Source organism: Streptomyces sp. NPDC047014, from assembly GCF_040644195.1.
Classification (GTDB): Bacteria; Actinomycetota; Actinomycetes; order Streptomycetales; family Streptomycetaceae; genus Streptomyces.
In genome coordinates this window covers 35,459-47,312 of sequence record NZ_JBEYVX010000009.1, presented here as the reverse complement: position 1 = coordinate 47,312, position 11,854 = coordinate 35,459, and the positions used below count along the sequence as shown (strand labels likewise).

General features: G+C 74.7%; 10 protein-coding genes. 4 read left to right on the top strand and 6 right to left on the bottom strand.

The features are described from left to right. Positions 1-47 precede the first annotated feature (47 nt). The 3 genes from ABZ873_RS08455 (at position 48) to ABZ873_RS08445 (ending at position 3,947) form a co-directional block, all read left to right on the top strand. Positions 48-1,565, top strand: a complete 1,518-nt coding sequence (locus ABZ873_RS08455; RefSeq protein WP_360867197.1) for a DHA2 family efflux MFS transporter permease subunit — start codon at positions 48-50, stop codon at positions 1,563-1,565. Between the two features lie 4 nt (positions 1,566-1,569). After that, positions 1,570-2,226: a DUF6629 family protein gene (locus ABZ873_RS08450; protein ID WP_360867194.1), complete on the top strand. Its 657-nt coding sequence runs from the start codon at positions 1,570-1,572 to the stop codon at positions 2,224-2,226. 62 nt (positions 2,227-2,288) lie between these two features. Continuing rightward, on the top strand, positions 2,289-3,947 hold the full coding sequence (locus ABZ873_RS08445) for a GMC oxidoreductase (RefSeq protein ID WP_360867191.1): 1,659 nt from the start codon (positions 2,289-2,291) through the stop codon (positions 3,945-3,947). 98 nt (positions 3,948-4,045) lie between these two features. Here ABZ873_RS08445 and ABZ873_RS08440 read toward each other — a convergent pair whose 3' ends face one another. The 6 genes from ABZ873_RS08440 to ABZ873_RS08415 form a co-directional block, all read right to left on the bottom strand. Beyond that, on the bottom strand, positions 4,046-4,525 hold the full coding sequence (locus ABZ873_RS08440; protein WP_360867188.1) for a carboxymuconolactone decarboxylase family protein: 480 nt from the start codon (positions 4,523-4,525) through the stop codon (positions 4,046-4,048). Beyond that, the gene (locus ABZ873_RS08435) at positions 4,522-5,604 is read right to left on the bottom strand and encodes a dihydrodipicolinate reductase (protein WP_360867186.1); all 1,083 of its coding nucleotides are present in this window, start codon (positions 5,602-5,604) and stop codon (positions 4,522-4,524) included. Before ABZ873_RS08435 ends, ABZ873_RS08440 begins: the two co-directional genes overlap by 4 nt. A 70-nt stretch (positions 5,605-5,674) precedes the next feature. Beyond that, entirely contained in the window at positions 5,675-5,839 is a 165-nt protein-coding gene (locus ABZ873_RS08430) for a DUF6126 family protein (protein WP_360867183.1), read from the bottom strand. A 15-nt stretch (positions 5,840-5,854) separates the two neighbouring features. Continuing rightward, positions 5,855-6,502 carry an XRE family transcriptional regulator gene (locus ABZ873_RS08425; RefSeq protein ID WP_360867179.1) on the bottom strand — a complete coding sequence of 216 codons (648 nt, stop codon included), beginning with the start codon at positions 6,500-6,502 and terminating at the stop codon, positions 5,855-5,857. Positions 6,503-6,593: 91 nt separating this feature from the next. Next, positions 6,594-7,148, bottom strand: coding sequence for an HPP family protein (locus tag ABZ873_RS08420; protein ID WP_360867176.1), 555 nt, complete (start codon positions 7,146-7,148; stop codon positions 6,594-6,596). A gap of 164 nt (positions 7,149-7,312) precedes the next feature. Then, positions 7,313-8,848: an ATP-dependent DNA ligase gene (locus tag ABZ873_RS08415; protein ID WP_360867173.1), complete on the bottom strand. Its 1,536-nt coding sequence runs from the start codon at positions 8,846-8,848 to the stop codon at positions 7,313-7,315. A gap of 152 nt (positions 8,849-9,000) precedes the next feature. On the opposite strand from ABZ873_RS08415, the gene ABZ873_RS08410 reads away from it, so the two are divergent. Then, the gene (locus ABZ873_RS08410) at positions 9,001-11,850 is read left to right on the top strand and encodes an alpha/beta fold hydrolase (RefSeq protein WP_360867170.1); all 2,850 of its coding nucleotides are present in this window, start codon (positions 9,001-9,003) and stop codon (positions 11,848-11,850) included. Positions 11,851-11,854: the final 4 nt, after the last annotated feature.

The following is an 11,854-nucleotide window of genomic DNA, read 5'->3' as shown; positions in this document are numbered from 1 at the left end:
CACCCGCCCCGCTGGCCCTTCCCCGCCGCGCGGGCCAGCCTGAAACCATGACCGCGCCCGCCGAACCGCCCGCCCCCTCCGAGCCCCCCGGCCCCTCCGTCCCGATCGCGTCCGCACGCGGCCGCTGGATCCTGCTGGCCACGGTGCTCGGCTCGACCATGGCCCTGCTGGACTCCACCGTCGTGAACGTGGCGCTCCCCCGCATCGGCCAGGACCTCGACGCCGATCTGGCCGTGCTCCAGTGGACGGTGAACGCCTATCTGCTGACCCTGGCCGGTCTGATCCTGGTCGGCGGGGCCCTCGGCGACCGCTTCGGCCGGCGCCGGATCTTCGTCCTGGGCGTGATCTGGTTCGCGATCGGCTCCCTGCTGTGCGGGCTCGCCCCGAACGCGGGCGTACTGGTCGCCGCCCGGGCCCTCCAGGGCGTCGGCGGGGCGCTGCTCACCCCCGGCTCCCTGGCGCTGATCCAGGGCTCGATCCGCGCGGAGGACCGGGGCCGCGCGGTGGGCCTGTGGTCGGGGCTGGGCGGGGTGGGCGCGGCGGTGGGCCCCTTCCTCGGGGGCTGGCTGGTGGACGGGCCGGGCTGGCGCTGGGTGTTCCTGCTGAACGTGCCGGTGGCCGCGCTGTGCGTGCCGGTGGCGCTGCGCCACGTACCGGAGTCGCGGGACCCGCGGGCGCACGGGCGCTTCGACGTGGCCGGGGCCGTGCTCGGCGCGGGCTCCCTCGGCCTGGTCACCTACGCGCTGATCGAGGCGTCCTCGGGCAGCGCCCCGGTGATCGCGGCGGCGGTCGGCGGCGTCCTGCTGGGCGCGGGCTTCGTCCTGGTGGAACGGCGGCGGGCCGATCCGATGGTGCCGCCGGACATCTTCGCCTCCCGCCAGTTCACGGCCGTCAACCTGGTCACCCTCTGCGTGTACGCGGCCCTGGGCGGCTTCTTCTTCCTCGTCGTGCTCCAGCTCCAGGTGGTGTCGGGGTACTCGGCGCTGGCCGCCGGGGCCGCCATGCTGCCGACGACCGTGCTGATGCTGCTCCTGTCGGCCCGCTCCGGCGAGCTCGGCGAGCGCATCGGGCCGCGGATCCCGCTCACCGTGGGGCCGCTGCTGTGCGCTGCCGGGACCCTGCTGGCGCTGCGGCTGGGCCCGGACGCCTCGTACATGGGGGACGTGCTGCCCGCGATGGCGGTGCTCGGGATGGGGCTGGTGGTCGTGGTGGCCCCGCTGACGGCGACCGTACTGGCCTCGGTGGACCCGGGGCGGGCGGGCCTGGCCAGCGGTATCAACAACGCGGCGGCACGCGCCGCCGGCCTGCTCGCGGTGGCCGCGCTGCCGCTGCTGGCCGGGATGGGGCCGGAGTCGTACCGGTCGGCGGCCCAGTTCGACGCGGCGTTCGGGCGGGCCATGCCCTGGTGCGCGGGAGCCTTCGTGGCGGGCGCGGTGGTGGCCTGGGCGACCGTACGCTCCCCCGCGCCCGGGGCCTGCCATCCGCAGTGCCATACGCACTGCGCCCTGGTCTCGCCGCCGCTGGAACCGCGGGAGGAGACGGGCGGCCCGACGGGGCGGGGCTGATCCCGTGTGCTGGAGCGCCACGGCCGATGTGGTGGCGGGCACGGGCGTCACCGCCGTCGGGCTGGTCTGCGTGGCGCGGGTCCGGCGGGCCCGTGATCTGCCGGTGGCCGCGCTGCCGCTGCTGCTGGGCGTGCACCAGCTGGTGGAGGCCGCGGTCTGGAACACCGGGGGCGGGTGCTCCGCGGCGGCCACCGCCTGGGCGGTGATCGCGCTGCCCGTGCTGCCGCTGTGGGTGCCGGCCGGGGTGCTGCTCGCGGCCGCGCCGGGAGCGCGGCGGAGGCTGTGGGCGCCCCTGGCGGTGGGTCTGGCCACCGCCGCGGTGCTCGCGTACGCCCTCGCCACCCGGCCGGTGACGGCGGAGATCCGGGGCCGCGTGATCGGCTACGGCGTGAATGTTCCGTGGATGCCGCTGGTCCTGGCGGGCTATCTGTTCGCCACGCTCGGGGCGCTGCTGCTGTCCGGGGACCGCGCCCTGCGGGTGCTCGGCGCGGTGCTGGCCGCCGGGGCCCTGGCCTGCGCGGCTGTGTGGCGGCTGGAATTCGCCTCCACCTGGTGCGCGTTCGCGGCGGTGGCCTCCGTGCTCGTACTGGGCTGGGTCCGGAGGCGGCAACCGGGCCTCTCCGGCCAGGTTCACGACCGAAAGTTACCTAGACGTATGTAGTGACTTCACACGCGGGCAGCAGTAGAACTCGTTCCCATTCCATCGAGAGTGAGGAACGTCACATGGGCGAAAAAGCCCTGCCCAAAACCGGCTCCAATGGAATTTCACGACGCGGATTCCTCGGTAGAACAGGTTCCATCGTCGGGGCGCTGGCTCTGGCCGGTCCCCTCACCCCGGGCCCGGCCGCCGCTGCCGCCCCGGCGGCAGCCCCCGCCGGACCCATCGGCGACGGCGCACGCGTCCCGGCACTCGTCATCGGCACCGGCTACGGCGGCTCCGTCGCGGCGCTGCGGCTCGCGCAGGCGGGCGTGGACGTGCAGATGGTCGAGATGGGGATGCAGTGGGACACCCCCGGCCCGGACGGCAAGGTCTTCCCGAAGGTGACCAGCCCCGACTACCGGTCGTTCTGGCTGCGCACCCGGACCAAGGCCCCGCTCAGCAACTTCCTCGGCTTCCCCATCGACAAGGACGTGCCCCGCTACACCGGCATCCTCGACGCCGAGGAGTTCGCCGGTATCACCGTCTACCAGGGGCGCGGCGTCGGCGGCGGCTCGCTGGTCAACGGCGGCATGGCCGTCACGCCCAGGCGCGCCAACTTCGCCGCCGTGCTCCCGTCGGTGGACGCCGACGAGATGTACGACGTCTACTACCCGCGGGCCAACGCCGGTCTCGGCGTGGGCATGATCGACCCGGCCTGGTTCGACACCGCCGACTGCTACCAGTTCTCCCGGGTGGGCCGCAAGCACGCGCAGCGCTCCGGCTTCGCCTGGACCTTCGTACCCGACGTGTACGACTGGGACTACATGAAGAAGGAGGCCGCGGGCACCGTCACCAAGTCGGCCCTGGGCGGGGAGATCCTCTACGGCAACAACGCGGGCAAGAAGTCCCTCGTCCAGACCTACCTCGCGCAGGCGAGGGCCACGGGCCGGGTCACCGTCTCCGCGCTGCACAAGGTCACCTCGGTCTCCCCCGCGGCGGGCGGCGGCTACACGGTCACCATCGAGCAGCTGAACACCACCGGCGCCGCCGTCGCCACCAAGACCGTCACCGCCGACCGGGTGTTCTTCGCGGCGGGCAGCGTCGGCACCAGCAAGCTGCTCGTCAGGCTCAAGGCCACCGGGGCGCTGCCCGCCCTCAACGGCGAGGTGGGCAAGGGCTGGGGCGAGAACGGCAACGTCATGTGCGGCCGCGCGAACCACATGTGGGACCCGACCGGCAAACTCCAGTCGACGATCCCCTGCTCCGGCATCGACAACTGGGACGCCGGCGGCGCCTTCGCCGAGGTCGCCCCGCTCCCCACCGGGATCGAGACCTACGCCTCCTTCTACCTGTCGATCACGAAGAACCCCCACCGCGCCGAGTTCACCTGGAACGCCGCCACCGGCGCGGTCGACCTCAACTGGCAGACGGCCTGGAAGCAGCCGTCCATCGCCATGGCCAAGACCATCTTCGACAAGATCAACCGGAAGGAGGGGACGATCTACCGGGTGGACCTGTTCGGCGGCAACCGGATCTGGCACGACACCCTCACCTACCACCCCCTCGGCGGGGCGGTCCTGGACAAGGCGACCGACAACTACGGCCGCCTGCACGGCTACACCGGCCTGTACGTGATCGACGGCGCGCTCATCCCCGGCAACGCGAGCGTGAATCCCTTCGTCACCATCACCGCACTCGCCGAACGCAACATCGAGAAGATCATCGCCACCGACCTCGCGTAGCGCCGCGTCTCCCCCCAGCGGCAGGGGCCGTCCGCACGCACCGGACGGCCCCTCATCCATGACTGCCCCACTCCCCCGCGTGCCGGTTCGTTGCCCGCTCAGTGCCCCGGGAGTACGCAGACGCTGTCGAGCCCGAGCACATGGTTCAGCCGCCCGAAGGCCAGCCAGGACCCGATGCTCATGGTCAGCTCGACGATCTCCAGCTGGCTGTAGTGCGCGGTCATCCGCTCCCAGAACTCCTCGTCCAGCCCGTGGTGGTCGAGGGTGTAGCGCTCGGCGTACTCCGCCGCCAGCCGGGTGCGCGCGTCGAACGCCTCCGTCGTACGCCACGCGGTGACCGCGTCCGCGAACTCCTCCTCGACCTTCGCGCCGTCCCGCTCGGTGCGCCAGTCCAGGCAGAAGACGCAGCCGTTGATCTGCGCCACACGCAGCCGGGCCGCCTCGAACTCGCGCAGGCCGAGGGTGGTGTGGGCGTACACGGAGAGGGAGAAGTTCGCGGCGGCCATGCCGATGCCGGGGACCATGTCGCCCCAGACGTACTCGATGGGGTGCTGGCCTTCGGGGATGTCGATCCTCATGACGGTTTCCTTCCGAGTCTGCCGACGGCGGGACGCAGGGGGACGTCGAGGGCGTCGTAGAGGCCGGGCGGGGCCTCGGTGAGCCAGTCGATGGCGCCGACGAGGCGGCCGACGGCGGTGGCGTTGCCGCCGGCCGAGCGGTTCTCGCCCTCGTCGGTGGCGGCGACGGTGACCTCGATACGGGGGCGGCCCTCGATGATCACCCGGTGGGCGCCGTCGCCGCCGTCGGGCGGGGCGGGCCAGTCCGGGGCGCAGGAGGCGTGGATGCGGGTGATGTGCTCGATGACGATGCGGGGTTCGCCCGCGACGATGCCCTGGACCTCGAAGCGGATGGCGCCCTGGGTCCCGGCGGCGAACTCCCCCATGGTGCGGGTGGCGACGGTGGTGTCGAGGGCGCGGCGCTCGGAGGTCTCGCGGATCCCGTCGAGCGTGACGCCGAGGGCGCGGGCCATCATCCGTATCTGCCCTCCCCACACCATGGTCGGGACCGAGGGCAGGAGCATCATCGGCTCGAAGTCCATCGGCTGGCCCATGCCCACGAGGAGTCGGACGGAGTCGGGCTGGTCGTAGGTGGAGTAGTCGAAGATCTCCTGGCAGCGGATGGCGTCGATGGTGGTGCCGAGTCCGCTGAGCAGCAGCGGGAGTACGTCGTTGCCCCAGCCGGGGTCGACTCCGGAGGCGAAGAACGAGCCGCCGCCCTCCGCGACGGCGGCCAGCACCGGATCGCGGAACTCGGGCGGGGCGCTGCGGTGGTCGTAGAGCGGGTACAGCGCGGGGCTGACGACGACGGCGCCGGAGCGGACGGCCCGGGTGATGTCGGCGAGGGCGTCGTCGGGCCGGACGTCCCCGGAGGCGGCGTACACGACGGCACGGGGGCGGGCGGCCAGGACCGCGTCGATGTCGTCGGTGGCCCGGACCCCCAGCAGGCGGTCGAGGCCGCCGAGTTCGCCGGCGTCGCGGCCGGTCTTGGCGGGATCGTGGACGAGGACGGCGGACAGTTCGAGGGCGGGATGGGCCGCGACGGCGCGGATGGCCAGACGGCCGACGTTGCCGGTGCCCCAGACAACCGTGGAAATCATGCGCGGAGGGTAGCCACCGGCCCCTCACCTTTCCATAGCCGCGCGGCACCGGTTCGCGCCCGCCGCGGGCCTACTGGTTCTGGCCGCCCAGGACGAAGAGGAGGTAGACGAAGAAGGCGAAGAGGTGGCCGACGAAGAGGTAGGCGATCAGCCGGATGATCAGGCCGCGCGGGAACTTGGCCTCGAAGCGGGCGCGTACGCCGGCGGGCTTGTCTGCGGGGGACACGGGGGACATGGGCGGGCTCCTCGCCTATCGGTGGTGCGTGGTGGTGGTCGTGGCCCCGCCGAGGCACAGCCCGGCGAGGCTGCTCTGCAGCAGGGTGTGGACGAACAGGAGGTCGGCTCCGCCGGCGGTGGCGGCGCCGATGCGGTGCGGGGTGAGGGAGTCGAAGTGCGCGCTGTCCCCCGGTTCCAGCAGGTGCTCGGCCTCCCCGAGGTGCAGCCGCAGCCGCCCCTCCAGGACGTACAGCCATTCCTCGCCGGGATGGACGCGGACCAGCTCCCCCTGGCTGCGGCCCCCGGGTACGTGCACCCGCAGCGCCTGCATGCCGCGCCCGGAGCCGCCCGCCTGCCAGTACGTCCAGCCGTCGGCCTCGCGGGCGCCCGGACCGCCGGCCCGTACGATGGGGTCGGCGACGGCGGAGGTCTCGCCGAGCAGTTCGGAGACGGTCGTGCCGTAGGTGCGGGCGAGCCCCAGCAGCAGCGGCAGCGAGGGCTGGCGCCGGCCCGTCTCCAGCCGGGACAGGTGGGCGGGCGAGAGCCGGGCCCGGGCGGCGGCGGCCTCCAGGGTGAGACCGGCGCGGCGGCGCAGCTCGCGCAGCTGCGGTGCGACGGCGGGCAGCTCGTCGCCCGCGTCGTCGGGGCCGGGGGCGGGACCGGGGTCGGAACCGGATGTCATGCCCCGATTGAGTCAGAGACTTGCCTCGCTGGCAAACTTCCTTGCCTCTGAGGCAAGATCGCGGGTCGGTGGTCCGGCGGTACTACCCGGACTACCACCAGCGGACGGGGTACGGGGGCGCCGCCCGGCGCAGGCGCGAGGCCGTGTACCCCCCGAGTACGAGCACCACCGTGGCGCCGAGGAGCAGCGGGAGGAACCGCGCGGGCGCCGGGGACTGGAGTACGACGACCACGGCGGTGGCACAGGCCGGCGAGTGCGGGGTGCGGGCGAGGCTCGTCGCGGCGAAGGTCAGCCCACCCGCCACGGCCGCGCTCCAGGGACTGCCCGGCACCACCGCGAGCACCGCGTAGCCGGAGGCGGCGCCCAGGAGGTGGGCGAGCACGACGGTACGGGGCTGCGCCGTGGGCAGCCCGGGGGTGTAGTGCAGCACGGCGGCACTGGCCGCGAGGGAGGGGATGAGCACCGGCTCGCCGATCAGTGCCCCGGCGGCCGCGAGCGCGAGCAGGACGGCGGCGACCGCCGCGCCGCCGTGCAGGATCCCGGGCGCGGCGGCCCGGACCCGCTGCCGCAGCCCCTTCGGCGGCGGTGCGGCGGCACGTTGCCCGCCGGGTACCGGCGGGCGGGACAGCACGGAGTCAACGTCCACGATGGCGGCTCCTGGCACGGCGGCGGGACACGGGACGGCGGGGGCGCCCCCCGCCGTGCCGCGCACCGGCCCTCGCGGACCGGCACGCGGAGGACCACCCTGCCCCGCCGGTCTATCGCCGCCCTACGACGCCTCTGCGCGCCGGACCGGGCAGTGCGCCGGGTTCAGGGCGCGTGCTCCTGCCCGAGCACCGTCTCCACCGTGTCGGCCTGCGCCGCCTCCTTGTCCGGACGGTGCCGCAGCACCCGGGCGAAGCGCAGCGCCACCCCCGCCGGGTAGCGCGTGGAGCGCTGGAGGCCGTCGTAGGCGATCTCCACGACCAGCTCGGGCCGCACCCGCATCGTGAAGCCGTCGTCGGAGGTGGCGAGGGCGGTCAGCGCGGCGGTCTGCCAGCGCAGCATCTCGTCCGTGAGCCCCTTGAAGGTCTTCCCGAGCATGGCGAAGCCGCCGTCGGCGGCCCGCGCCCCCAGGTGCAGGTTCGACAGCATGCCGGTGCGCCGGCCGTGGCCCCATTCGGCGGCGAGCACCACCAGGTCCAGGGTGTGCACCGGTTTCACCTTGAGCCACTGCTTGCCGCGCCGGCCCGCCGCGTAGGGCGCGTCGAGGGCCTTGACCACCACGCCCTCGTGGCCGTGACGCAGGGTCTGGGCCCAGAATTCCTCGGCCTCGGCCCGCTGCGCCTCCGGGTCGCGGACGGCGAGCCGCCGGACGCGGGCGTTCTCGGGGACGAGGGCGGCCAGGACCTCGTACCGCTCGCTCACGGGCAGGTCGAGGAGGACGTCCTCGCCCGCCGCGAGCACGTCGAAGAAGTAGGGCACGACCGGCAGGGTGCGGCGGGCGGCCGCCACGTCGAGCCGGGAGCCGACCCGGCTCGCGATCTCCTGGAAGGGCACCGGCCGGCCGTCCGGTGCCCGGCCGATGACCTCCCCGTCGAGGATGAAACGCTCCCCCGGCAGTTCCCGGGCCAGCTCGGCCACCTCCGGGAGCCGCCCGGTGATCTCGTCCAGGGAGCGCGTGTAGATCCGTACGTCGTCCCCCTCGCGGTGGACCTGTACGCGGATGCCGTCCAGCTTCTCCTCCACCGCGCACGGCCCGAGCGCGGCCAGCGCCTCCGCCACCGAGGCGGCGGTGCCCGCCAGCATCGGCTGTACGGGCCGCCCCACGCGCAGGGTGACGGCCTCCAGCGCGGCCGCGCCCTCGGCGAGCACCGCCTCGGCCACGCGGGGCAGGGAGCCGTCCAGCATCACCGCCCGGCGCAGGGCGGCGGCGGGGACCCCGGCGGCCGCGGCCACGCCCTCCAGGGCCACCGCGTCCAGCGCGCCCTGGCGCACCTCGCCGGAGAGCAGGCCGCGCAGGAACGCCTGCTCGGGGCCGGTGGCCGCGCCCAGCAGGGCGGCGACGATGCCGCGGCGGCGCTCGCCCGCCCCGGCGCCCGCGACGGCGGCGAGTTCGCTCACGGCCGTGTCGACCTCGCGGACGGTGAGGGTGGGCTCCGGGGCGGGCGGGGTCTCCTGGCCGAGGGTGCGCCAGCCGATGCCGGGGCGGCCCTGCGGGAGGCGCCCGGCGAGGTAGGAGATGACGAGCCCGGCCTCGTCGGGCGGCGCGGCGGCGAACAGCTCCGCGAGGAGGGCGGTCTTGCGGGAACGGGCGGAGGTGTCGGCGACCTCCCGGGACACGCGTGCGACATCGGCCAGCAGCATGCGGCCATCCTGCCGTCCGGCGGCGTACCGCGCAGGTCGGACGCCCGTACCGCACCTGCGGTACGGGCGGGCCGTGGAGTACTCCCGGAGAAGGGCCGGAGTTCCGCCTGTGGGTGCTCGGGGGCCCGTGGCCGGGCCTTTAGGCTGCCTCTATGAAGCTCCGAATGCCCCGGCGCCGCCGGGACCGCCTGCTCGCGGGCGCCGCCGCGCTGGCCGTCGTGGCGGGGGCCGGTACGTGGACGGCCGCGTCCGCGTCCGGCGACGCGCCCGCCGTGCACCGGCAGGACCAGGTCCTGAACATGCCCGGCGCCGGGATCGACACCTCCTTCTTCACGGCGGACGGCGCGGACGGCGCGCGGGGCGGGGAGAAACGCCCCGCCGTGCTGCTCGGCCACGGTTTCGGCGGCAGCAAGGACGATGTCCGCGCGCAGGCCGAGCGGCTGGCCCGCGACGGGTACGCCGTCATGACCTGGTCGGCGCGCGGTTTCGGCCGTTCCGGGGGCCGGATCGGGCTGAACGATCCCGAGCACGAGGTCAAGGACGTGTCCCGGCTCCTCGACTGGCTCGCGGCCCGGCCGGAGGTCCGGCTCGACGCGGCCGGGGACCCGCGGGTCGGGGTGGCCGGCGCCTCGTACGGCGGCGCGATCGCGCTGCTGGCGGCCGGGCACGATCCGCGGGTGGACGCGATCGCCCCGCAGATCACCTACTGGAACCTCGCGGACTCGCTCTTTCCGAACGGGGTCTTCAAGAAGCTGTGGTCCGGGGTCTTCTTCACCACCGGCTCGGCCGACGGGATGCAGCAGGGCGGCACCGCGCCGCAGGGGACCGGGGACGGGCGCCCCCAGGACGCCGGGAACGGGCGGCCCGAGGCCCCGGCGGGAGCCGCGCCGGGCACGGGAACCGGGACGGGTGCTGGGTCCGGGACGGATGCTGGGACCGCGAGCGGGCCTGCCGCGGATCCCGTCTGCGGGAAGTTCACCCCCGAGCTGTGCGCGATGTACGAGCGGGTCGCCGTGGCCGGGAAGCCGGACGCCGAGGCGCGCGCCCTGCTGGAGGGGCGCAGCCCCTCGGCGGTGGCGGACCGCATCAAGGTGCCCGCCCTCATCGTGCAGGGCCAGGACGACTCCCTCTTCCCGCTGGACCAGGCCGACGCCATGGCCAAGGCCATCGCGGCCAACGGCGCGCCCGTGGCGGTGGACTGGGCGGCCGGCGGGCACGACGGCGGCATGCGCGAGCAGGACCGGGTGGACGCCCGCGTGGCCGCCTGGTTCGACCGCCACCTCAAGGGCGACGAGGGCGCGGACACCGGCCCGGCCTTCCGCGTCTCGCGCTCCGGCGGCATCGACTCCACCGACGGCGAGGTGATACTGCGCGGCGCGAGCGGCGACCGTTACCCGGGGCTGGCCTCCGGCCCGCGCGAGATCGCGCTGACCGGGCGGGAGCAGACGTTCACCAACCCGGCGGGCGGCGCACCCCCCGCGCTGTCCTCCCTGCCCGGAATCGGCGGGCAGCTCGCCTCCTTCGGGGCCGGGCTCTCGCTGGACTTCCCCGGCCAGAACGCCCGCTTCGAATCGGCGCCGCTGAGCGAGGACCTGCGGATCACCGGCAGCCCGACTGTCACCCTGAACCTGAGGTCGACAGCCGCCGACGGCGCGGCCGTGCTCTTCGGCAAGGTCTACGACGTGGGCCCGGACGGCCGCCAGCAGGTGCTGCCCTCCCAGCTGGTCGCCCCGGTGCGGGTGGAGGGCGCCCAGCAGGGCACCTCCGTGCGGCTGGCGCTGCCCGCGATCGACCATTCCTTCGCGGCCGGGCACCGGCTGCGGCTGGTGGTCGCCGCGACCGACCTCGGCTACGCCTCCCCCGTCGCTCCGGCCGCCTACACGGTCGCCGTGGACGGCTCGCTGGCCGTGCCGGTCGCCGCCGGGGTACGGACGGCCACTGCGGGTATGCCCGCCTGGATCTGGGGGCTGCCGCTGGGCGCCCTGGCGCTGGCCGCGGCGCTGCTCGGCCTGCGGCGCGGCGGGCGGGGCCCGGCGGGCTCGCGCGGAGCGGGGGCCGGGGCGGCGGGGCCGGACCCGGCGCTGGCCGGCGTACCGCTGCAGATCACCGGACTGAGCAAGCGGTACGCGAAGTCCCAGGACCGCTACGCGGTGCGGGACCTGTCGTTCCGGGTGGAGAAGGGGCAGGTACTGGGGCTGCTCGGGCCGAACGGGGCCGGGAAGACCACCACCCTGCGCATGCTGATGGGCCTGATCTCGCCGGACGCCGGGGAGATCCGGGTGTTCGGGCACGCCGTACGGGCCGGGGCTCCGGTGTTGTCGCGGGTCGGCGCCTTCGTGGAGGGCGCGGGCTTCCTGCCGCACCTGACGGGCCGCGCCAACCTGGAGCTGTACTGGCAGGCCACCGGCCGCCCCGCCGAGGACTCGCACATGGCGGAGGCGCTGGAGATCGCGGGCCTGGGCGACGCGCTGGAGCGCGCGGTGCGCACGTACTCGCAGGGTATGCGCCAGCGGCTGGCCATCGCGCAGGCCATGCTCGGGATGCCGGACCTGCTGATCCTCGACGAGCCGACGAACGGGCTGGACCCGCCGCAGATCCGCGAGATGCGGGACGTGATGATCCGCTACGCGGCGGGCGGACGGACGGTCATCGTCTCCAGCCATCTGCTGTCGGAGGTGGAGCAGTCCTGCACCCACCTGGTGGTCATGGACCGCGGGCAGCGGGTCGCGGCGGGCGAGGTCGGCGAGATCACCGGCGGCGGGGACACCCTGCTGGTGACGCTGGCCGGGCCGGTGGACGAGGTGACCACCGAGAAGGTGGCGGCGCTGGAGGGGGTCGGTTCCGTGGTGGCCGCCGACGACGGGCTGCTCGTACGGCTCGACGGGGCGACGGCCGCGGGGCTGATCGCCGAACTGGTACGGCTGGAGGTGCCGGTGTCCGCCGTGGGGCCGCACCGGCGACTGGAGGACGCGTTCCTCACCCTGATCGGAGGTGCGGCGTGAGCAC

Bases quoted from the DNA above. Each gene is read 5' to 3' on its own strand.
- ABZ873_RS08440 (WP_360867188.1), bottom strand. From the start codon at position 4,525: ATGAGGATCGACATCCCCGAAGGCCAGCACCCCATCGAGTACGTCTGG.
- ABZ873_RS08455 (WP_360867197.1), top strand. From the start codon at position 48: ATGACCGCGCCCGCCGAACCGCCCGCCCCCTCCGAGCCCCCCGGCCCC.
- ABZ873_RS08445 (WP_360867191.1), top strand. From the start codon at position 2,289: ATGGGCGAAAAAGCCCTGCCCAAAACCGGCTCCAATGGAATTTCACGA.
- ABZ873_RS08410 (WP_360867170.1), top strand. From the start codon at position 9,001: ATGAAGCTCCGAATGCCCCGGCGCCGCCGGGACCGCCTGCTCGCGGGC.
- ABZ873_RS08435 (WP_360867186.1), bottom strand. From the start codon at position 5,604: ATGATTTCCACGGTTGTCTGGGGCACCGGCAACGTCGGCCGTCTGGCC.
- ABZ873_RS08430 (WP_360867183.1), bottom strand. From the start codon at position 5,839: ATGTCCCCCGTGTCCCCCGCAGACAAGCCCGCCGGCGTACGCGCCCGC.
- ABZ873_RS08415 (WP_360867173.1), bottom strand. From the start codon at position 8,848: ATGCTGCTGGCCGATGTCGCACGCGTGTCCCGGGAGGTCGCCGACACC.
- ABZ873_RS08425 (WP_360867179.1), bottom strand. From the start codon at position 6,502: ATGACATCCGGTTCCGACCCCGGTCCCGCCCCCGGCCCCGACGACGCG.